The 20571-nt window shown below is 72.2% G+C and carries 19 protein-coding genes and 1 pseudogene; 16 read left to right on the top strand and 4 right to left on the bottom strand.

What is annotated here, in order from left to right; genetic code table 11:
• A pseudogene (locus tag KYY02_RS30155) lies at positions 1-123 on the top strand (IS6 family transposase); the annotation flags it as partial.
• Positions 124-214: 91 nt separating this feature from the next.
• On the opposite strand, the gene KYY02_RS30160 reads toward KYY02_RS30155, so the two are convergent.
• Both KYY02_RS30160 and KYY02_RS30165 read right to left on the bottom strand, forming a co-directional pair.
• On the bottom strand, positions 215-934 hold the full coding sequence (locus KYY02_RS30160; RefSeq protein ID WP_371243507.1) for a DUF6461 domain-containing protein: 720 nt from the start codon (positions 932-934) through the stop codon (positions 215-217).
• Between the two features lie 91 nt (positions 935-1025).
• Entirely contained in the window at positions 1026-1457 is a 432-nt protein-coding gene (locus KYY02_RS30165; protein WP_371243509.1) for a NucA/NucB deoxyribonuclease domain-containing protein, read from the bottom strand.
• Between KYY02_RS30165 and KYY02_RS30170 the strand changes: the two genes are divergently transcribed.
• The gene (locus tag KYY02_RS30170; RefSeq protein ID WP_371243511.1) at positions 1435-2013 is read left to right on the top strand and encodes a class I SAM-dependent methyltransferase; all 579 of its coding nucleotides are present in this window, start codon (positions 1435-1437) and stop codon (positions 2011-2013) included. The two genes, KYY02_RS30165 and KYY02_RS30170, sit on opposite strands and share 23 nt — an antisense overlap.
• 307 nt (positions 2014-2320) lie before the next feature.
• The gene (locus tag KYY02_RS30175; protein WP_371243513.1) at positions 2321-2512 is read left to right on the top strand and encodes a hypothetical protein; all 192 of its coding nucleotides are present in this window, start codon (positions 2321-2323) and stop codon (positions 2510-2512) included.
• Between the two features lie 31 nt (positions 2513-2543).
• Here KYY02_RS30175 and KYY02_RS30180 read toward each other — a convergent pair whose 3' ends face one another.
• On the bottom strand, positions 2544-3545 hold the full coding sequence (locus KYY02_RS30180) for an LLM class oxidoreductase (RefSeq protein ID WP_371243515.1): 1002 nt from the start codon (positions 3543-3545) through the stop codon (positions 2544-2546).
• A 255-nt stretch (positions 3546-3800) separates the two neighbouring features.
• On the opposite strand from KYY02_RS30180, the gene KYY02_RS30185 reads away from it, so the two are divergent.
• The 13 genes from KYY02_RS30185 (at position 3801) to KYY02_RS30245 (ending at position 18920) form a co-directional block, all read left to right on the top strand.
• Positions 3801-5021 (top strand): IS701 family transposase, encoded by a 1221-nt coding sequence (locus KYY02_RS30185; RefSeq protein WP_371243517.1) that lies wholly within the window; start codon positions 3801-3803, stop codon positions 5019-5021.
• A 205-nt stretch (positions 5022-5226) separates the two neighbouring features.
• On the top strand, positions 5227-6861 hold the full coding sequence (locus KYY02_RS30190) for a carboxylesterase/lipase family protein (RefSeq protein ID WP_371243518.1): 1635 nt from the start codon (positions 5227-5229) through the stop codon (positions 6859-6861).
• Between the two features lie 112 nt (positions 6862-6973).
• Positions 6974-8143, top strand: a complete 1170-nt coding sequence (locus KYY02_RS30195; RefSeq protein WP_371243520.1) for a 3-deoxy-7-phosphoheptulonate synthase — start codon at positions 6974-6976, stop codon at positions 8141-8143.
• 56 nt (positions 8144-8199) lie between these two features.
• Positions 8200-8982: a 2,3-dihydro-2,3-dihydroxybenzoate dehydrogenase gene (locus KYY02_RS30200; RefSeq protein WP_371243522.1), complete on the top strand. Its 783-nt coding sequence runs from the start codon at positions 8200-8202 to the stop codon at positions 8980-8982.
• A gap of 375 nt (positions 8983-9357) precedes the next feature.
• The gene (locus KYY02_RS30205) at positions 9358-9981 is read left to right on the top strand and encodes an isochorismatase family protein (protein WP_371243524.1); all 624 of its coding nucleotides are present in this window, start codon (positions 9358-9360) and stop codon (positions 9979-9981) included.
• Positions 9978-11900 carry an anthranilate synthase family protein gene (locus KYY02_RS30210; RefSeq protein WP_371243526.1) on the top strand — a complete coding sequence of 641 codons (1923 nt, stop codon included), beginning with the start codon at positions 9978-9980 and terminating at the stop codon, positions 11898-11900. Before KYY02_RS30205 ends, KYY02_RS30210 begins: the two co-directional genes overlap by 4 nt.
• 164 nt (positions 11901-12064) lie before the next feature.
• On the top strand, positions 12065-13120 hold the full coding sequence (locus KYY02_RS30215; protein ID WP_371243528.1) for a 3-oxoacyl-ACP synthase III family protein: 1056 nt from the start codon (positions 12065-12067) through the stop codon (positions 13118-13120).
• 10 nt (positions 13121-13130) lie between these two features.
• The gene (locus KYY02_RS30220) at positions 13131-13934 is read left to right on the top strand and encodes an arylamine N-acetyltransferase family protein (protein ID WP_371243530.1); all 804 of its coding nucleotides are present in this window, start codon (positions 13131-13133) and stop codon (positions 13932-13934) included.
• Positions 13935-13939: 5 nt separating this feature from the next.
• Positions 13940-15559, top strand: a complete 1620-nt coding sequence (locus KYY02_RS30225; RefSeq protein ID WP_371243532.1) for an FAD-dependent oxidoreductase — start codon at positions 13940-13942, stop codon at positions 15557-15559.
• Positions 15560-15639: 80 nt separating this feature from the next.
• On the top strand, positions 15640-16125 hold the full coding sequence (locus KYY02_RS30230; protein ID WP_371243534.1) for an RrF2 family transcriptional regulator: 486 nt from the start codon (positions 15640-15642) through the stop codon (positions 16123-16125).
• 101 nt (positions 16126-16226) lie between these two features.
• Entirely contained in the window at positions 16227-17711 is a 1485-nt protein-coding gene (locus KYY02_RS30235) for an MFS transporter (protein WP_371243536.1), read from the top strand.
• 458 nt (positions 17712-18169) lie between these two features.
• Complete coding sequence (locus KYY02_RS30240; protein ID WP_371243538.1) at positions 18170-18379, top strand: hypothetical protein; 210 nt, start codon at positions 18170-18172, stop codon at positions 18377-18379.
• Entirely contained in the window at positions 18369-18920 is a 552-nt protein-coding gene (locus KYY02_RS30245) for a hypothetical protein (RefSeq protein ID WP_371243540.1), read from the top strand. The genes KYY02_RS30240 and KYY02_RS30245 overlap by 11 nt, the downstream gene beginning before the upstream one ends.
• 255 nt (positions 18921-19175) lie before the next feature.
• On the opposite strand, the gene KYY02_RS30250 is transcribed toward KYY02_RS30245, so the two are convergent.
• Positions 19176-20399 (bottom strand): TolB family protein, encoded by a 1224-nt coding sequence (locus KYY02_RS30250; protein WP_371243581.1) that lies wholly within the window; start codon positions 20397-20399, stop codon positions 19176-19178.
• Positions 20400-20571: the final 172 nt, after the last annotated feature.

Genomic DNA, 20571 nt, shown 5'->3' on the forward strand with positions numbered 1-20571 from the left:
CCACCCCACTTTCGGCCCCGCCGCCATCTCATGAGCGCACCCGACTACCGGGCCGAGATGACCATTCGCTTCGCGATCTGGGACCACATCACCGGCCCCAGGAGCCCGCCCACCACAGCCTGAACACACGCCCGGGCCAAGGCCCACCAGGCCTCGACGCGCCGTCAGACAGTCGTCTACTCAACAACGTGACAACGCCTACGGGCCCGCTTCTCTACTCCTCGACTCTGACACCGTGGGTGCGCCGGGTGGTGGGGGCGTTGCCGGCTTGCCCTATGGCGGGTGGCAGGGGTGGCCCAGGTCGGGCGGGGCCGAGCCGCACACCCGCTGGAGGGCGGGGTACTTGTAGGCGAGTTGGAGGGTCAGGGGTCAGGTCGCTGTCTTCGAGCCGCAGGGTGAGCAGCGGGCCGTCGAGGGTGTCCGTGTCGAGTACGACCCCGGTGTGGTGCGCTGTCGCTTCCAGTACCGGGACCAGGCCGGGGTACTCCTCGCCCGTTGCGTCGAGCCGCTCCTGTACCGCATCCCACCAGGGGTGCGGGGGACGCGGTTTGGTGCTGGCGGCGCCCGGCTCGAACCACTCGGCGCACTGCCCGTCCCGCCAGCACTTGAAACCGTTCATGCCGTCCCCGCCCCGCAGGACGCTGAAGGTCTCCGTGCCGCGGGACAGCGCGGACAACGGGCCGGGCATGCACCCCATGACTCCGTAGTCCTCGAAGCAGAACGACCAGTCGCCCAGCTGTCCTGCCCGGAGTACCGACCCGTCCGGCCGGTCCATGCCGGCCAGCTGGGCGGCCTGCTGCCGGGTGAGAAGCCTGGCGGTGCGGGCGTCGGCCCCGTACCGGGCGAGCACCTCTTCAGGAGTGACGCCACGGGTGAAGGTCACGCACCACATCACGGCGCGCGGATCGTCGGCCCATGCCCACGGCCCTGTCATGGAGTCTTTCACTGGCGTCCCTTCGGGTTCTGCCGGGCGGGACCCCGAGCATCATCTTCGGGACCCCGGCGTGGTGCTGCTGTGTCCTCTGTCAGTCGACGACGGAGACGCTGTACTTCTCGGTGTCGAGAATGCGCGCGTTCCTCACGAGCGAACCGTACTTGCCGCCAGCAGACGTGTTGGCCTCCAAGGCGACATGGGCACGCACACACGGCTCGTCGTAGGTGATCGGCTTGTCAGCGCGAGCCGCATAGATCCACCACTGCCCGTCCTCGTACCGCGGGATGATGTCGGCGCACAGAGCGCCGTCGGTTCCCCCCTCGAAGGAACCGGCGAAGGGGAACTCGTCGCACGAGTCCGTCGGGATTTCGTCGTACATCTTCACGAACGGGTCGCTGCTTCCCTCCTCGCAGGTACGATACCGGTTGGCTTTGTTGAGGTCGTCCGCCCGGGACAGCGGAGCCCAGTCCCGCAGGTAGCCCTGAGCGAAGCTGTAGGTCGTGACGACTGGAGTCGGCGACATCCGCAGGGATCCGTGGCTCAAGGCGTCGATCGACGCCTTCGCTGACACCGTGCGCGGGCTCGGGCCTGTCCTCGATGTTGGCTGCGGGCCCGGAACAGTGACCGCCTACCTCGCCGAACGCGGACTCGACGTGTCCGGGGTGGATCTCTCTCCTCGCATGATCGAGAACGCACGCCGCCTTCATCCGGAGTGCCGCTTCGCTGTCGCTTCCGCCACCGAGCTCGACCTCGGTGAAGCGTCCCTGGGCGGCGTGCTCGGCTGGTGGTCGCTGTTCAACCTCCCCCGTGACGTCCTTCCCCAGGTCCTCGCCCTCTTCGCGCGCGCGTTGAAGCCAGGCGGACACTTCATCACCGGAACACACGTCGGCGACGAGGACGCGGTGCGCACCGAGGCCTACGGAGACGTACCCGTGCGCTGGACGACCCACAAGTGGCGGCCGGAACAACTCGTCAACCTGATCGAGCAGGCCGGCCTGAACCCGGTCGCCGAATTGCGGCTCCCCCCGACGGAGTACAGCGGGCCCGGTCTGGTCGTCATGGCCAAACGCCCCGGCTGACGATCAGGCGTCGAAGTGGCGCAGGGTCTTCGGCCGGGATCCATGACCTGAGGCCTACCGCTGTTTTCCGTTCGGATACTCCCCGAGGGCCGTCTCCCGGTCTCGGCAAAGCGGCGCGTCCGTGCTCCGTCCCGGGACGACGCGCCCCGCCACCGTCGCGGCCCTACGGCTCCCACGGCCACCGCACGTTCCGCCGGGCCAGGTCGTTGGTCGTGGCTTCACCGTGCCTGGACCGGACGGGTCCACTGTGGGCGAGGCGGTCCCGTCCGGACGCGCCGGTACGGCACGGTCCAGGTGAGGAGGCGGTATGCGGCACGAGGAGCACGAGAGGACACCGGCCCGCTGGCTGATGGTGCCCGCGGGGGTGGAGATCGACCTCGACCCGCCGTGCGGGTCCGCCCGGCCCGCGGGCCGGCACCCGGGCGAGGAGTACGCGGTCCGGCACGCGGCCGTCTGCCGCCGCTGCGGCGCACCGCAGCCGTCGCGCAACGGAACCTGAGCCAACGGAACCCGAGTCAGGGGCCCGGGCCTCAGGCGGCGGACGTCGCCGGCGCCTGCTCGCGCGTCCCGTGCGCGGGAAAGTGCGGCAGGACGTACTCGCCGAGTTCCTGCAGCACCTCGGCGGCCGGCCTGCGGCCGTGCCGGAGATTGAGCACGACGTGGTGCACTCCGGCGTCCCGCAGCCCCTGCAGATGACTGCGCAGATAGCGCCGCCCGGTCCGGTAGCCGAACGGGACGGCGCTGGGGCGGGCGTCGGGCCGGTCGACGAGGTCGAGGTGGAGCGACTGCGCGAACGGCTTGCGGGGCTCGCCCGCGTCGTGGACCGCCTTCTGCCACAGGGCCGTCGTACGGCACTGCTGGATCAGCGGGCGCGGCTCCATGAGCCAGCCGTCGGCGTGCTCGGCGATCCAGGGCACGCTCTGCCGGCTGTGGCCCGTCACCAGGACCGGGATGCGGCCGCCGGACGGCTTGGGCAGCACGTCCGCGTCACCGGAGGCGCCGTGGGGCGGGTCGACGGCCGGGAAGTCCTTCGTCCACAGGCGCCGCAGGGTGGAGACGGCGGTGCGGAACAGCGCCCCGCTGTCGTCGCGGTCGAGCCCGTAGGCGGGGAACTGCACGCCCCGGTCCCCGGCGGCCGCGCCGAGCACCAGGCGCCGTCCGCTGAGCAGGTCCAGGGAGGCGGCGGACTTCGCGGTGTCGATGGGATGGTGCAACGGCAGCACGGTCGAACCGGTGGCCAGGGCGATGCGTGAGGTGCGCGCCGCTATGTGGGTCAGCCAGATCCAGGCGTCGTAGATCTGCCCGGCGTCGCCGGACGCCGGGTCCAGCAGCGGGATGTCACGCGCCCACAGGGCCGCGAACCCGGCGCGCTCGGCCTGGACGGCGCGTTCGGCCTGCTCGGTGACGTCCATCCGGGCCACCGGCCCGTCGTACGACTCCAGCGGGAAGAACACGCCCAGGGTCAGGGCGCCGGGGCGGAACATGCGCGCGTAGCCGGGGCGCGATGCGAACCGTGAGTCGAAGCAGGACATACGGCCTCCGTGGAGAGTTCGCCCACCGCCACCAGTTTCCGTACGTCAACGTAGGGGCCGCTCCTGGCCCCGTCTGCCGAAACCGCGCACCGTACCTGGCCTGTCCGCGCACCGCGCCGCCGTGCCCGCCCGCTTCCGCCTAGCCTCGAAGCATCCTCTTGACCAGCACGTTTGCCGCGCCTTGGTCTCGTCTTGGACGCCCCGTCCGAGGCTGCCTGAGCACGCAGTCGGGAACGAGTGGCGAGGTGGGACGGAATGCAGACCAGGCTGCACAGGCGCACCATGCAGGACGAGCTGTTCCCCCCGGCACCGGGGGTCTCCCCCGGGAGTGTCCTGGAGGAGCTGAGCACGGTGCTCTTCGAGTCCCTGCCGCGCAGCGACCAGCGGCGCCGGGGCATGGAGTACGTACAGGGCCTGCTCGGTGTCGAGGGCCGCAAGTCGATACGGAACATCTCCTCGTTGTTCGGCGGTGAGGCGGCGGAGCAGAGCCTGCACCACTTCATCAGCGGTTCCACCTGGGACTGGAGCCCCGTCCGCCGCGCCCTCGCCCGCCACCTGGAGGAGATCGTGCCGGCCCGCGCCTACGTGCTGCGGCCGATGGTGATACCCAAGGCGGGCGACAGTTCGGTCGGTGTGGACCGGCGCTTCGATCCCGCCCGCGGCCAGATGACGAACGCGCAGCAGGCCGTCGGCGTGTGGGCGGTGTCGGACGAGCACAGCACTCCCGTCAACTGGCGTCTGCACCTGCCGGAGGCGTGGCTGGACGACGCCACCCGGCGCCGGCAGGCGTCGATCCCGGAGAGCGCCTCGCCCGAGACCATGGACCAGTGCTGCGTGGAGGCCTACTGCGGCACCGTCCGGGAGTGGGGCCTGCCGGCCCGCCCGGCCGTCATGGACGCCCGTGAGGCCGACGTCGCGGGCGTCGTGGGCGGGCTGCGGGCCGCGGGCGCGCCGATGCTGCTGCGGGTCAGCGCCAATCTGCGGCTGGCCGCGGTCGATCCGGGCCTGCCCCGTACGACCGCCGAGACGGAGATGACGGCGCACCAGCTGATGCTGGTGGCCCGTCCGCTGCGCCAGCCGGTCATCCAGCGCGGGCCGGACGGCGGCGGTGTGCACGCGGGTCTGACCGCGGCCGTCAAGGTGCGGCTGCCCCAGCGCGCCTCCCGCCGGCCCTCCCGGCACGGCGGCCTGGTGCTCCTGGGCGTCGGCGAGAACGGCGGGCGCTGGCCGGGTGAGCTGTGGCTGACCAACATCACCGACCTGCACCCCGCCCAGTTGCTGCGGCTGACCCGGGCGACCCGCCGCGTGGAGCAGGTCTTCGCGGGGATCGCCGAGCGGGTGGGCGTGAAGGACTTCTCCGGCCGCTCCTTCAACGGCTGGCACCGTCACGCCACCCTCGCCTCCGCCGCCCACGCCGTGGCGGTGCTGTCCGGCACGGCCGAGCCGGCGGCGGAGGTGACCTCCGTGCCCGCGTGAGCGCGGGGAGCGGCGCAGTGTACGGACGGGTCGAGGCCCTGTCCGGAAACCATCGCCCGTTGTGTCAGCTCACCGGCCGATCCGGCCGGTGAGCTGACGGACTCTGCGGGGCAGCTGACGGATTGCCGGAACGGTCTTTGGCGACCTCCGAAGCGGCGGAACAGGATCGGCGGACCGATCCGTCCGAGTGCCCGAGGAGTCCACCATGGCCAGCCAGCCGCAGGCCGCAGGCAAGCGTCCGGGGGTGTCCGCCGCCGTCGCGGACCCGTCCCGCGCCGCGACCGGGAACCGGGTCGTGGTGCGCACATCGGCCGGGCGGGTGGCCGGCGAACGCGCCGGCCGCGTCGCCGTCTTCCGCGGGGTCCCGTACGCCGCGCCGCCGGTGGGCGCCCTGCGTTTCGCCTCCCCGCGGCCCCCCGCGCCCTGGTCCGGCGTGCGTGAGGCCGTGCGCTTCACCGACGTCTCCTTCCAGAGCGTCATCCCCAACCGGCCGGTGCCGCCCAGCAGCGAGGACTCGCTGTACGCCAACGTCTGGACGCCCGACCCCGGCGGCAGCCGGCCGGTGCTGGTCTACGTCCACGGCGGCGGCTGGCAGGCCGGGGCCGGCAGTCTGCCCGCGTACGACGGGGCGCGGCTCGCGCACCGCGGCGACCTGGTCGTCGTCACCTTCAACTACCGTCTCGGCGCCCTGGGGTTCGGCCTGCACGAGGACCTGGCCGACCCGGAGACCGGGCACTTCGCCAATTGGGGGCTGCAGGACCAGGAGGCGCTGCTGCGCTGGGTGCGCGCCAACGTCGCCGCCTTCGGCGGGGACCCGGGCAACATCACCGTGTGCGGCACCTCGGCGGGCGGGGCCACGGCCTGGCAGCTGGCGCTGCTGCCCGCTCTGCGCGGCCTGATCCGGCGCATCGTGTCGATCAGTCCCAGCCACGTCACACCGCCCGCCACCTCCCTGACGCCCCAGGACTCCCGTACCGCCTACGAGGCCGTGGCCCGCCGGCTGGGCACCACCGTCGCCGGGCTGCGGGCCGTGCCGGCCGCGGCGCTCGCCGGGGCCTGGGAGGAGATCTTCGCCCCGCGGCCCGAGGACCGGATCGTCGGCAGCGGCCGCTGGTACCGCGGCCCGGTCGTGGACGGGCGCACCATGCCCACGTACGACCACCGGCTGCCGACGCCCGACGTGCCCGTGCTGTCGGTCCACACCAGCACCGAGGGGTCCTTCTACACCGGCCCGAGCTCCCCGCAGCCCGCGCCCGCCCCGCGCGACGACGCAGAGCTGGTGCGGGTCGTGCGCGAGGTGCTGGACCTGGGCCGGCCGGGCGCCGGTGACGATCTCGCGGACGCCTGCGCCACCGCCTACCGGGCCGCGGCCCGGGACGCCGGCCTGCCGGCCGATCCGCTGTCCCTGTGGACCGAGGTCCTGGGGGACGCGTTCTTCCGGCACCAGGTCGTCCGGTTCGCCGAGCGCCACGCCCGGCTCGGCGCCACCCCCCTGTACGCGATGGAGTTCGCCCACCCGGCGCTGCCGCCCCACTTCGGCACCCCGCACGAGGCGACCTCGCCGTTCCTGTTCGGCACCCACCGGCTGCCGCAGTTCGCCCCGGTCTTCGGCGACGGGCCCGTCGAGCGGCTGCTGTCCGACATCTTCGTCGACGCCGTGGCCGCCTTCGCCCGTACGTCCGCCCCCCACACCCCGAACACGGCCGACTGGCCGCCGTTCACCCCCGGGGCACCCAGCACGCTCGTCCTCGGCGGACCCGGCATCGCCGAGGTCGCCCGCACCCCGAAGCTCGCCCAGCTCGGCTTCTGGGACACCGTCGGCTGGGAGCCCCGCCTCTGACCCGCCGTCACGCACGGCGCATGGACCGGCTCCGTTTCCGGGCCGGTCTCCCCACCACCCGCGTGCCCGTATGCGTGGGCGCACTGCCCACTTCTTGCGTCTGGAGAGATTCGTGGACAACTCGCTCGTTGATATCGAACTCAAGTTCGCTCCCCAGCAGCCGCCCTGGGACGACCCCGATCAGGTGCGCCGGGTCCGGTCGGACCTCGCGAGCCGGCCCCCGCTGGTGCGCGGTGACGACGTGCGCACCCTGCGCCGCCAGCTCGCCCGGGTCGCGGCCGGCGAGGCCCTGGTGGTGCAGGCCGGGGACTGTGCGGAGGACCCCAACGAGAGTTCCGCCGGGCACGTCGCCCGCAAGGCGGCCCTGCTCGACCTGCTGGCCGGCGCGCTCCGGCTGGTCGCCGCCAAGCCGGTGATCCGCGTGGGCCGCATCGCGGGACAGTTCACCAAGCCGCGTTCGCAGTCCACCGAGCAGGTCGGCGGTCTCGAACTGCCCGTCTACCGAGGTCACATGGTCAACGAACCCGATCCCACGCCCGAGGGCCGCCGCCCCGATCCGCTGCGCCTGCTGACCGGTTACATGGCGGCCGACGACATCATGAGCCACCTCGGCTGGAACCGGACGTCCGGACCGGACCGCATCGACCCCGCGATGTGGACCAGCCACGAGGCCCTGCTGCTCGACTACGAGGTCCCGCTGCTGCGGAACGAGGAGGACGGGACCCTGCTGGCCTCCACGCACTGGCCGTGGATCGGCGAGCGCACCCGGCAGCCGGACGGCGCGCACGTCGCCCTGCTGGCCGGCGTGACCAACCCCGTGGCCTGCAAGGTGGGCCCGCGTACCACCACGGACGAGGTGCTCCAGCTGTGCCGGCTGCTGGACCCGCGGCGCGAGGCGGGGCGGCTCACCCTCATCGCCCGCATGGGAGCCGACACCGTCGCCGACGCCCTGCCCCCGCTGGTCGAGGCGGTCCGCGAGGCCGGCCACCCGGTGATCTGGCTGACCGACCCGCTGCACGCCAACACCGTCACCACCCCCGGCGGATTCAAGACCCGTTACGTGGAGGCGGCCGAGCGCGAGGTCGTCGCGTTCCACCAGGCGGTCGTGGACCACGGCGGCGTCGCCGGCGGTCTGCACCTGGAGGCGACCCCCGACGCCGTCCTGGAGTGCGTGGCCGACGAGACGGAGGCCGCGAGGGTCGGCGACGCCTACGAGAGCTTCTGCGACCCGCGGCTCAACGCCGGCCAGGCCATCTCCGTCGTCTCCGCGTGGCACATATGAGCCGCCCCGGGCGTGGCGGTCCGCACCCGCACGGCAGTGAAGGAGGAAGGCACGACATGCAGCACACGAGCGAGAGCAGACTGGCCCTGGTCACCGGCGCCGCCGGCGGCATCGGCACGGCCGTGGCCCGCGTCCTGGGCGAACGGGGTGTCGCGGTGGCCGCGGTGGACCGCGACGCCGGGCAACTCGACGAGGTGACCGAGAAGATGGGCGCGGACGGGCTGCCGGTGTCGCCCTTCGCCGCGGACGTCACCGACAGCGCCGCGGTGGAGACCGTCGTCGCGGAGATCGAACAGCGCCTCGGCCCCGTCGACTACCTCGTCAACGCCGCCGGAGTGCTGCGCCTCGGCGAGGTGAGCACCTTCAGCGACGACGACTGGAACAGCACCTTCGCCGTCAACACCACCGGCGTCTTCCACCTGTCGCGCTCCGTGGTGGGCCGCATGGTGTCGCGCGGCCGCGGAGCCGTCGTCACCGTCGCGTCCAACGCGGCCGTGACGCCCCGTTCGGGGATGGCGGCGTACGCGGCCTCCAAGGCGGCCGCGGAGATGTTCACCAAGAGCCTCGGCCTGGAAGTGGCCCGGCACGGCATCCGCTGCAACATCGTCGCGCCCGGCTCCACCGACACCCCGATGCTCAGCTCGATGTGGCAGGACGCGTCCGGTCCGCACGCCACCATCGCCGGGAACCCGGAGGCGTTCCGGGTCGGCATCCCGCTGGGCAAGCTAGCCCGGCCCGCCGACGTCGCGCACGCCGTCGCCTTCCTGCTCTCCGACGAGGCCTCCCACATCACCCTGCACACCCTGACCGTCGACGGCGGGGCCGCCCTGGGTGCGTAGGGGGTGCCGTCCGGATCCTGTCGGGGGCGCGGGCCCTGGCACCGCTCCCCCACGCCCGGCTTCGCTCACGCGGGAGAACCCCACCGCCGCGTCGTCGTCGGCTGCCAGGGCTCCGCCCCGGCGCCCTCCCCCGCCTTGCGATGCTCCCCCACCGCCTGAAGGGCGTGGGGCACCCCACCACCAGCCCCCGCTCGGCCCGGCTGCGAGGCACCACTCACCGGAGCCGACCTGATCCGAACGACGTCCCCCGGCACCCGCCGAGCACGGCCGGGGAGGAACGCGGTCCGGCGGACCGCGGACCCCACCGGCCGTGCTGCTCCCCCGCGCCCCCTCGGGGCGCGGTCCGCACCGACGAGATAAGGACACCGAACCCGCATGACCGGCCTCCCGCCCATCGAGTCCTACCCCCTGCCCACCGCCTCCGAGCTGCCGGCGAACACCGCTCCGTGGATCCCCGATCCCGCCCGCGCGGTGCTGCTCGTCCACGACATGCAGCGCTACTTCCTCCAGCCGTTCCCCGAGCCGCTGCGCGGCCAGCTCGTGCACAACGCGGCCCACCTGCGCGAACGCTGCGCCGACCTCGGCGTCCCCGTCGCCTACACCGCCCAGCCCGGCGGCATGACCACCCACCAGCGGGGTCTGCTCAAGGACTTCTGGGGGCCGGGCATGCGTCCGGCGCCCGCGGACCGCGCCGTGGTCGACGCCCTCGCCCCCCGCGACGGGGACTGGCTGGTCACCAAGTGGCGCTACAGCGCCTTCCACCACACCGACCTGCTCACCCGGATGCGCTTCCACCAGCGCGACCAGCTCATCGTCTGCGGGGTCTACGCCCACGTCGGCGTGCTGATCACCGCGGTGGAGGCGTTCAGCCACGACATCGAGACGTTCCTGGTCGCCGACGCCGTCGCCGACTTCGAGGAGAGCCGCCACCGGATGGCCGTCGAGTACGCGGCCGCGCGCTGCGCGGTCGTCACCACCGCCAAGGAGGTCTTCGCATGACCGGCACCCGCGCCGGACGCCCCCACGAGGGCGGTCTGCTCGACGAGATCCTCGGTCCCACGCCGCCGCCGTTCGCCCTGCTGCACCGCCCCGAGGCCACCGGCCCCGGCGTGCTCGACGTCCTCGTCGGCGAGGTGTCGCACCCCGGGACCCTGGCCGGCGTCCCGTTGCCCGGGCCGTCCGGGGCCACCGGCGTCCCCCGGCACGAGGTGCTCGCCCTCGTCCCCTACCGGCAGATCACCGAGAGGGGCTTCGCCGGCCACGACGACGGCACCCCGCTGGTGGCGCTGAGCGTCGCCCGGCAGGAGACCGCCCCGCTGGCCGCCGTACTGCAACGGCTGCCCGACGAGCCCATCCGCACCACCGGAGCCCGCTTCGACGTCGACGACGACGCCTACGCCGGGACCGTCCGGCGGATCATCGAGGACGAGATCGGCACCGGCGAGGGCGCGAACTTCGTCATCAAGCGGACGTTCACCGTCGACATCTCCGGCTACACCCCGCGCAGCGCCCTGACCTTCTTCAAACGGCTCCTGGAGAACGAGAAGGGCGCGTACTGGACGTTCGTCGTGCACACCGGCGAGCGCACCCTGGTCGGCGCCACGCCCGAACGGCACATCAGCGTGCACGGCGGCACCGCGGTGATGAACCCGATCTCCGGCACCTACCGCTACCCGGCCACCGGCCCCACCCTCCCGGAGGTGATGGACTTCCTCGCCGACCGCAAGGAGGCCGACGAGCTGTACATGGTCGTCGACGAGGAACTGAAGATGATGGCCCGGATCTGCCCCGGGGGCGGCCGGGTGACGGGCCCCTTCCTCAAGGAGATGGCCCGGCTCGCGCACACCGAGTACTTCATCGAGGGGGAGACGGCCAGCGACCCGCGCGAGGTGCTGCGCGAGACCCTGTTCGCGCCGACGGTCACCGGCTCCCCGCTGGAGAGCGCCTGCCGGGTCATCGGCCGGTACGAGCAGGAGGGCCGCGGCTACTACAGCGGCGTCCTCGCCCTGATGGGCCGTGACGCCGAGGGCGGCTCGGCCCTGGACTCCGCGATCTGCATCCGCACCGCCGACATCGACGCGCGGGGCACGGTGCGCATCGGCGTCGGGGCCACCCTGGTGCGCCACTCCGACCCGCTGTCCGAGGTGGCCGAGACCCATGCCAAGGCCGCCGGGCTGCTCGCCGCCCTCGAGGGCGGGGGCGCGGCCCGGTTCGCGGCCCACCCCGAGGTGTGCCGGGCGCTCGAGGCCCGCAACGCGACCATCGCCGGGTTCTGGCTCGCGGACGGGGCGCGGCCCGCCGGGCGGACGGCGCCGCCCTCGGGCCGCCGGGTCCTGGTGGTGGACGCCGAGGACACCTTCACCTCGATGATCGGGCACCAGCTGCGCTCGCTGGGCCTGGAGGTGACCGTCACGCGCTTCGACGAGCCGTACCGCGTCGAGGGGTACGACCTGGTGGTGATGGGTCCCGGCCCCGGTGACCCGCGCGACCTGTCCCACCCCAAGATCGCCCACCTGGACGGCACGATCGCGAGGCTGATCGGGGAACAGCGGCCGTTCCTGGCCATCTGCCTCAGCCACCAGGTGCTCAGCCGCCGTCTCGGCCTGGACCTGGTGCGCCGGTCCGTGCCCAACCAGGGCGTCCAGCGGGACGTCGACCTGTTCGGGCGGCGCGAACGCGTCGGCTTCTACAACACGTTCGCGGCCTCGAGCGCCGAGGACAAGGCCGAGGCGGACGGGGTCGGCATCGTCGAGATCGCCCGCGATCCCGGCAGCGGGGAGGTCCACGCGATGCGCGGCACCCACTTCGCGTCGATGCAGTTCCACCCGGAGTCCGTGCTCACCCAGAACGGGGTCGCCATCACCGGCGAGCTGGTGCGCGGCCTGCTGAGCGGATCCCCGCTGGCACCGGTCGCGTGACGCCCCGGCGGCCGGCCCGGCGCGCGAGGCGCCGGGCCGGCCGTCATCTGACGTACTCCCCCGCGACCTGACGGCTTCGGCGTCCGGCCTTTGCCCGGGACGGGGCGGGCTCGGGAGCATCGGCCTGCGCGGAAAGGCCCGAACTCTGACGGAAGGGTCACACAATGATCACCACGGGCATGGCCCGGTCCGGACGGACGAGCGCAGGCATCGCGATCCTGGGAACGGGGTCCTGCCTGCCCTCGCACGTCGTCGGCAACGACGAGGTGGGAGCCGCCGCCGGGGTCACCGACGAGTGGATCCGGCGCAAGACCGGGATACGCAACAGGCGCCGGGTCAAACCGGACGAGGCCACCTCGGACCTGGCGATCGCCGCGGGCCGGGCCGCGATGGAGGCCGCCGGCGTCGTCGCCGCCGACCTCTCGCTGATCGTGGTGGCGACCTCCACCCCCGACCAGCCGCAGCCGCCGACCGCCAGCGTGGTCGCCGACGGCCTCGGCGCGGGCCACGGCGCCGCCGCGTTCGACGTCAACGCCGTCTGCAGCGGCTTCGTGTTCGCGCTGAACGCCGCCCAGCACGTCCTGGCGGGCTCCGACTCGCCGTACGCGCTGGTCATCGGCGCGGACGTGTACTCCCGCATCCTCGACCCCGCCGACCGGCGCACCGCCATCCTCTTCGGCGACGGCGCCGGGGCGGTGGTGCTCGGCCCGGCCCGGCCCGGACGCGGCGTGCTGGCCGGACGGCTGGCCGGATTCGGCGCCGAACGCGACCTGATCGAGGTGCCGGCCGGGGGCAGCCGCCTGCCGGCGAGCACCGAGACCCTCGCCGAGGGCCTGCACTACTTCACCATGAACGGGCGCGGAGTGCGCGACTTCGTGAACGCCACGGTCGCCCCGGCCATCACCGCCTTCGTCGAGGAGGCCGGCTTCACCGCCCGCGACGTCGACCACTTCGTGCCGCACCAGGCCAACGGGCGGATGCTCGAGGACCTCTCGGCCACGATCGGCATCGCGGACGGCCACACCCGCTTCAGCTACGAGGACTTCGGCAACACCGGAGCCGCCTCGGTCCCCGTCACCCTCGACCGGGCGGCCCGCTCGGGAGAGCTCGACGACGGGGACCTCGTCCTGCTGGCCGCCTTCGGCGGCGGCATGGCGATGGGCCTGTCACTGCTGCGCTGGCAGCGCCCCCACCCCTCACTCAGCACCACGTACGCCTAAGGAGACGGTGATGTTGGACGGCATCATGGACGACTACCTGCGCCGGATCGGCGCGACACGGCCCGAGCGCGCGGACCTCGAAGGGCTCCGCCACCTGATGGAGCGCCACCTCCTGTCGGTCCCCTTCGAGAACCTCGGCTACCACCTCGGCGAGGACATCTTCATGGACGAACGCGTCCTGCAGAAGATCGTGCGCGACCACCGCGGCGGCGGCTGCTTCGAGGTGAACCCCGCCTTGTCGTTCCTGCTGACCTCGCTCGGCTACGAGGTCGACATCCTGCCGGGCTGGGTGCACCGCCCGGGCGGGGTCCTCGGCCCCTTCCTCGGCCACCTGGCACTGCGCGTCAAGGCCGACGGCGAGGAGTGGCTGGTCGACGTCGGCTTCGGCCGCAACAGCCGTTTCCCGCTGAACCTGGCCTCGCGCGAGGTCCAGCACGACCCGCACGGCGACTACCAGCTGCACGACGTGAGCGACGGCGTCGTCGACGTCCACCTCGCCGGCAAGCCCCTGTACCGGGTCGCCGACCGGCCGGTGACGGTCGCCGACTTCGCCCCCGCGCTGTGGTGGTACCGCACCTCGCCCGACTCGTCGTTCCTGCAGGGCCTGTTCTGCTCCATGCGCACCCCCGACGGCCTGGTCACCCTCAAGGGCAACCGCCAGGTGAGCATGGTCGCCGGCGAGGAGCGCTCCAAGTTCGCCCTTGACGGCGGGCCGGACGCCCTGGAGGCGTACAAGAAGTACTTCGGCATCACCCTGGACCGGCTGCCCGACGAGCCCGCCGGGGGCGTCACCGCCGGCGTGCGGACGGATTGAGCACAATGGCCGAGAACACCGAGAACACCGAGAACACCGAGAACCCCCAAACCCCCGCGACCGCGGCCGGCACGTCCGACCTGGACGTGCTGGTCGTCGGCGCCGGGCCCACCGGGCTGCTGACCGCAGTGGAACTGATGCGCCGCGGCATACGGGTGCGCGTCATCGACCGCGCCGAGAAGCCGTCGACCACCCCCAAGGCGCTGTCCGTGTGGCCCCGCGCCCTCGACATCCTGGAGGACGCGGGACTCGCCGACGGCGTCATGCGCGAGTCCGGCCTGGTCAACCGGCTCAGCTACTTCTCCGAACGCAAGCCGCTCGCCTCCTTCGCACTGACCGAGGACACCGCCTGCCGCGTGCTGCCGCAGCACGTGACCGAGCGGCTGCTCGCCGAGCGCTTCGCCGGGCTCGGCGGCAAGGTGGAGCGCGGGGTGCGGCTGCTGGCACTGGAGGGCGTGGACTTCTCCGGCGACATCGGCGCGAGCGACGGCGTCACCGCCGTCGTGGAGCTGCCCGACGGAGGCCTCGACCGCATCCGGGCGCCCTTCGTGGTCGGCGCCGACGGCGCCGGCAGCGCGGTGCGCGGCCAGCTCGGCATCGGCTTCCAGGGCAGCACGTACGAGATGGCCTTCGCGCTCGTGGACGCGCGGATCGAGGGCGAACTCCCTTCGGACGAGTGCCTGTTCTACCAGGCGCCCAGCGGCGCCCTGGTCGTCGTGCCGATGCCCGGCGGCGTCTACCGCTTCCTGTCCGTCATGCCGCAGGGCCGCCACGAGGTCTCCCTGGAGATGATGCGGGGGATCCTCGAGGAGCGCGGACCGCGCGGGGTGCGGCTGACCGAGGCCGTGTGGCAGGCGGTCTTCCGCGTGCACGCCCGGCACGCCTCCGACTTCAGCGTCGGACGCGTCTTCCTCGCCGGCGACGCCGCGCACGTGCACAGCCCGGCCGGCGGCCAGGGCATGAACAACGGCCTGCAGGACGCCCAGAACCTGGGCTGGAAGCTGGCCGCCGTCGTCCGCGGCGAGTCACCGGTGTCGCTGCTCGCCGGCTACGGCGCCGAGCGCTCGGAGGCCACCCGCCAGATCGTGCGCGACACCGACCTGCAGACCCGTGCCTGGGTGGCGAACAGCCGGGCCAAGGTGCTCGCCCGGGACGCCGCCTTCAGACTGCTCGACCGCACCGGAGCCGTTTCGCGGTTCTACACCCCGGTGATGGCCGGACGGCGCCTGGCCTACCCGCCGGTGCGCGACACCCAGCTGCCCTCAAGGCTCGCCGGCTGCCGCGTGCGGAGCCGGATCCCCGGCGGGCTGAAGGACGGCGCCGTCTTCCCGCGGCGGCATGCCCTCGCGTACGGTGTCAGCGGGCCCGACGTCGACCCGCACGCCTGGACCCTGGTCCTCGCGCCGCCGTCGAAGGCCTGGAGCGCGGAGGCCGGGCACGCCGTGGCCCGCCACGGCGAGGTGGTGCGCACCGTGGTGCTGCGACGCCGCGAGAGCGCCTTCGCCACCGGCTGCCGCAGCGCCGGGTACTGGCTGGTGCGGCCGGACGGACATGTCGCGGCACACGGCCACGAGGCCGATCTCGGCCGTCTGGAAGCCGAGCTGAAACAGGTCCTGAACAGCTAGAACGGGTGCACCCGGGGCGACTTGACATTAAAAGAGGCGGGCCCTTCTGGTGGACATTGCCGATGCGTAATGTCCACAACATGAAGCTGCGAGAGGGCGTGGAGTGGGCGGTGCACTGCTGCATCAACCTGTCCTGGATGTCGCCTGACAGGGCGGTTCCGGCCGCCCGGCTGGCCGAGTTCCACGGCCTGCCCGCCGCTTACCTGAACAAGCAGCTGAACGCACTGGGACGGGCCGGCCTCGTCTCGTCCCGCTCCGGACCTCGCGGCGGATTCCGTCTGGGACGCGAACCGGAGGAGATCACCCTGATGGACGTGGCGGTGGCCATAGACGGTTCGGCACAGGCCTTCCTGTGCACGGGCATCCGCCACCAGGGTCCGGCCGCCGGCATCACCGGCCCGGCCGCCCACCGCACCCCCTGCACCGTGGCCCAGGCCTTCTCCCACGCAGAACTGGCCTGGCGGCACAACCTGGCGAGCCGGACCATCGCCGATCTGGCGGACCTGGTCCGGCGGGCCACCCCCGCAGCACCGGACCAGGTACGCCGCTGGTTCGACCGGACCTGAACCGGAACCGAGAGCGCACCCCCCATACGTGCCGGGGCCTTCCCGGCGGTGGCGCCCAGCGCGCCCGTCCCATCCATGACCCCGTAGTGAAAGGCACAGTCATGCCGTCTTCGGCCACAGGCGCCGCCACCGAGGCACCGCGTCGGCGCCTTGGACTTCTCCTGGCGCTGCTGGCGTTCGCCCAGCTGATCATCTCCATCGACTACAACATCGTCTACGTCGCACTCCCCGAGATCGGCGACGGACTCGGCTTCTCCGCCCACACCCTGCAGTGGGTGATCAGCGCCTACGCCGTCGCGTTCGGCGGGTTCCTGCTGCTCGGCGGCCGGGCCTGCGACCTGTGGGGGCCCCGCCGCATCTTCATCCTCGGCCTGGCCCTGTACGGGGTGTCCTCGATGCTCGGCGGCCTGGCCACCGACCCCTGGGTGCTGGTCATGGCCCGCGCGGTGCAGGGCATCGGCGGCGCGTTCCTCTTCCCGGCCACGCTGACCCTGGTCTCCACCAAGTTCGCCGAGGGCAAGGAGCGCAACCGCGCCTTCGCCGTCTGGGGCACCGCCGGCGGTTCCGGAATGATCCTCGGCTCCCTGCTCGGCGGCGTCCTCACCGAGGCGTTCGGCTGGGAGTCCGTCTTCTACGTCAACGTCCCGCTGGCCGTCCTCGCGATCCTGGCCGCCCTTCCGCTGATCGCCCCCGACGCCAAGAGCGGCAGCCGCCGCTCCTTCGACCTGGCCGGTGCGCTGACCTCCACCGTCGGCACCACCTCCGTCGTCTTCGCCCTGGTCCAGGGTCCGGAGTCGGGCTGGGGCTCGGGTCTGATCATCGGCGCGCTCGTCTTCGGCGCGGCCCTGCTGGCGGCCTTCGTCGTCATCGAGAAGCGCAGCAGCGACCCGCTGATGCCGCTGCGCCTGTTCCGCAACCGCAACCTGAGCACCGGCGCCGGCGTCACCTTCTTCTACATGGCGACCTTCGGCACCCTGCTCTACTTCCTGACCGTCTACTTCCAGGGCGTGCACGGCTACAGCGCTCTGGAGACGGGCCTGGCGTTCCTGGTCCCGATGGTCGCCATCGCCATCGGTGCCCAGACGGCCGGCCGCCTGGCCACGAAGTACGGCCTGCGCGCCATCATGATCGCCAGCCTGGTGGTGGGTCTTGTCGGCACCGTGATCCTGGGTCTGACCCTGGCCACCGACGGCTCCTACGTCGCGCTGATCCCCGGCATGGTCGTCATGGGCCTCGGCCAGGGCGCCGGCTACACCCTGATGTTCGGCGCCGCCACGGTCGGCATCGACCCGATGGAGCAGGGCATCGCCTCCGGTTGGGCCTCCACCACGCAGCAGATCGGCGGCGCGGTCGGCCTCGCCGTCCTGGTCGCCGTCGCCAACTCCGGCCTCGATGGCCTCACGGGCGAGGCGCTGCGCTCCGCCACCACCGACGGCCTGCGCACCGCGGTGCTCATCGCCGCGGCCGGCATCGCGCTGACCGCGCTGGTCGCCCTCGGCCTGGAGAAGCCGAAGAAGCGGACCGTCTCCCAGGGCGGCGAGGCCACGCCCGTCGTCTCCGAGAAGCCGCAGGCCGCCCAGGTCTGACCCCCACTCCGGCACGCCCACCCGGACGTGCCGGCCGCCGGCCCCTCGCACCGACCATTCCCCCGCGGGTGCGGGGGTCCGGCATGTCCGCCCCCTTCGGACGGCGAGCCCCCGCCGAGTCCCGTTCCGGATCAGCCTTCCGGAACGGGACGCGGCGGGGGCGCCCCTGTCGGAGGGGGTCTCAAGGGCGTCCCCCGCTCGGGGGCAGGTCACCTGTCAGGTGTGACACCCGGCAGCGGTGTTGGGCCGGTCAGCCGGCTGGACCGCGGAGCCCTTGTCCGCAGTCGCCCGACGGGGGCGGTCGTTCGTCGCCGTAAAGCGCTTCCTGTCACCCCGAAGTTGGTAACTATTCCATCATTCGGGGCATACCAATAGCGAGATCTGTCCTGTGTGGTTCACGCTGTCAGACCTGTGCGACACACTTGCTACGCCACATGCCGTCTGGGGGGACAACAGCGATGGCTGTGATCGAGCAGTGGGCGACGGACCATGACGACGAGACCGTGATCGTCGTGTCTGCGGAGGATTTCCGCGCAGCAGCACGTCAGGCTCTCGATGAGCTGGGGCTGACGTATGCGGAACTCGAGGAGCAGGCCCGCGAGCGGGACTTCACGTCCGCGCGTGCGCACGCGCTGTGGGTGTCGATCGGCGGCACGGTTGACCTCTGACCTGGAGCGGAAGGCCTACGAGTTCGCCCAGGAGTTGCAGAGCACGCTGAACGCCACGATCTGCCGTGACGTGCGGATCAAGGCTGTCCAGCGGCCGTTCGAGATCACTCCGGTGTTCACTGTGGGCAGTGGTCCGTCGCGGCAGAACCTGACCCAGCCAAGGGGCTTTCCCGTACGGATCGACCACAAGAAGCTGCGGGTCTGGATGAACCTGAGCCACCAGGTGCGTCTGGACGCCGAAGCGAAGTACCTGACCGTCTACAAGTCCTACTGCGGCATCTTCTCCGACGAGGAACTGGAGACCTGCCTCTGCCACTTCGACTACGAGCGCGAGAAGGACAAGTACACCAGCGCTCACCTACAGGTTCACGGCCGTTCGCCGGCGCTCGAGGTGTTGAACCGGAGGGGGACGAGAAGCGTCCGCTGGAGAAGCTGCACTTCCCCGTGGGCGGGAAGCGCTTCCGGCCCACCCTTGAGGACATCATCGAGTTCCTGGTCTGCGAACGCCTGGTCGACGCCCGTGAAGGCTGGCAGCAGGTGATCGAGGAGGGCCGCGACCGGTTCCAGCGCCGGCAGTTGCGGGCCGCGATGCGGCGGAACACCGCACTGGTGGCGGAGTTCATGCGCGAGCAGGAACCGCAGGCCTGACCGTCCACGGCGGACGCCCCGCACCCCGGGTCGGGGTGCGGGGCGTCCGCCGTGGGCTACGGGACGACTCCAGCCGTCCTCTTCGAAGTGCCGGCGCACCGGTACGGCTCAGGCGCGATGCCTCGCACGTCCTCGTGCCGCGGGTGTCTCAGGACGCGGACGGAAGGGTCCGCACGAAGATGTCCCAGGTGCGGTTGGTGTCGCCGGGAACGATGTCGGAGTCGAGCGATCCGAAGGCGAACGTGCGGCCGTCCCCGGTCATCGCCACCTTCCCGGGATAGCCGGTGGCCGGACCGCCGTCCCTCGTGACGGTCACGAGCTCCTTCCGGTCCGTCTCCCGGTCCCACTGGAAGACCGGTGGAAGCGGCGTGCTGGGACCCACGGCGCCCGCCATGAAGAGCACGAAACGACCGTCGGCGCTGAGCGATCCGTGGCTGGTGGGCTGGCTGAACGGGATCGGCCGGGTGGTGCCGGTCGACAGCTCGCGGACGAAGGTGGTCGACTTCTGGTCGTTCGCCGTCACCGGACTTCCGTCGGAACGGTGGAAGAGCACCAGGCTGCCGTCCGCGTTCAACGACAGCCCGCCCACGGCTCGCTCCGGCGTCGATCCGTCGTACGAGACGTCCACCGTCTGCCGTTCGCCGGTGCTCCGGTCGATGAGGTAGGCATGGCCCTTCCCGGGGCCCTTGGGGAAGTACCTGATGTCGGTGTACGCGATGCGCTGCCCGTCGTCGCTGATGACGGGCCAGCCCGCGTAGTAGGTCTCGGCAGCAGTGTTGGGGTGGCTCACCCACTGCGTCGTGCCGTCCAGCAGATCGCGCACGTAAACCCTCGAGCCCTCGGCCGCCGTCGACCCCAGGGGGCGGCTCTGCGTGAACACGACGTAGCGGCCGGAGCCGCTGATCCGGGCGCCGGACGGGGAGCCGCCGGTGAACTCACCGAGGTCGAGGTCCACCCGCTGGGTGAGGCCCGTCGGCAGATCGCGCACGTACAGGCCGTTGAGCGACCTGATCAGCATCCGGTCCCCCGAGGCGCTGAAGTCGTACACCTCCGCCGGGGCGCCGTCGAGGGTCACCCGCTCCAGCAGGCCTTCGTGCAGGTCGCGCAGGTACGTCTGGTGAGGAACGGACGGGACCGGATCGGAGGGCACGAGGTTCGTCGCCCGCGAGACGAAAGCGATGTAGCGGCCGTTCCTGCTGATCACCGAGTCGAACGACGTGTCGTTGCTCTGCGTCCCGTCGACGGCCACGCTGATCCGCGCCGTCCCGGTACCACTGTCCCCGGTGCCGGCGCTCGCCGTCCCCATCGGCAGCAGCGCCACCAGCAGACCGGTCCCCAAGGCGCCCGCCACCGCGGGTAAAAGTCTTCGCACGTCCCCTCCTGGACATTCGTGGACCCCACCCCCTGCGAGGTACTCCGCGATACAAACCCAGCAGGCCCGGCGCGGGCAATCAGTTCGATTACGTACAACCCTGGACGCGCTTCCGGCGTCGGGGTCGCCAGGGCCGTTGGATTCTCGGTGACCAGGACCGGGATCCCCGCCC

Origin of the sequence: Streptomyces pimonensis, from assembly GCF_041380215.1 — a bacterium.
GTDB lineage: Bacteria > Actinomycetota > Actinomycetes > Streptomycetales > Streptomycetaceae > Streptomyces > Streptomyces pimonensis.

Excerpts from the sequence above, each read along its gene's own strand:
- KYY02_RS30220 (WP_371243530.1), top strand. The coding sequence starts at position 13,131 with ATGTTGGACGGCATCATGGACGACTACCTGCGCCGGATCGGCGCGACA.
- KYY02_RS30240 (WP_371243538.1), top strand. The coding sequence starts at position 18,170 with ATGGCTGTGATCGAGCAGTGGGCGACGGACCATGACGACGAGACCGTG.
- KYY02_RS30160 (WP_371243507.1), bottom strand. The coding sequence starts at position 934 with ATGACAGGGCCGTGGGCATGGGCCGACGATCCGCGCGCCGTGATGTGG.
- KYY02_RS30205 (WP_371243524.1), top strand. The coding sequence starts at position 9,358 with ATGACCGGCCTCCCGCCCATCGAGTCCTACCCCCTGCCCACCGCCTCC.
- KYY02_RS30235 (WP_371243536.1), top strand. The coding sequence starts at position 16,227 with ATGCCGTCTTCGGCCACAGGCGCCGCCACCGAGGCACCGCGTCGGCGC.
- KYY02_RS30200 (WP_371243522.1), top strand. The coding sequence starts at position 8,200 with ATGCAGCACACGAGCGAGAGCAGACTGGCCCTGGTCACCGGCGCCGCC.
- KYY02_RS30180 (WP_371243515.1), bottom strand. The coding sequence starts at position 3,545 with ATGTCCTGCTTCGACTCACGGTTCGCATCGCGCCCCGGCTACGCGCGC.
- KYY02_RS30185 (WP_371243517.1), top strand. The coding sequence starts at position 3,801 with ATGCAGACCAGGCTGCACAGGCGCACCATGCAGGACGAGCTGTTCCCC.
- KYY02_RS30175 (WP_371243513.1), top strand. The coding sequence starts at position 2,321 with ATGCGGCACGAGGAGCACGAGAGGACACCGGCCCGCTGGCTGATGGTG.
- KYY02_RS30230 (WP_371243534.1), top strand. The coding sequence starts at position 15,640 with ATGAAGCTGCGAGAGGGCGTGGAGTGGGCGGTGCACTGCTGCATCAAC.
- KYY02_RS30225 (WP_371243532.1), top strand. The coding sequence starts at position 13,940 with ATGGCCGAGAACACCGAGAACACCGAGAACACCGAGAACCCCCAAACC.
- KYY02_RS30165 (WP_371243509.1), bottom strand. The coding sequence starts at position 1,457 with ATGTCGCCGACTCCAGTCGTCACGACCTACAGCTTCGCTCAGGGCTAC.
- KYY02_RS30215 (WP_371243528.1), top strand. The coding sequence starts at position 12,065 with ATGATCACCACGGGCATGGCCCGGTCCGGACGGACGAGCGCAGGCATC.
- KYY02_RS30190 (WP_371243518.1), top strand. The coding sequence starts at position 5,227 with ATGGCCAGCCAGCCGCAGGCCGCAGGCAAGCGTCCGGGGGTGTCCGCC.
- KYY02_RS30210 (WP_371243526.1), top strand. The coding sequence starts at position 9,978 with ATGACCGGCACCCGCGCCGGACGCCCCCACGAGGGCGGTCTGCTCGAC.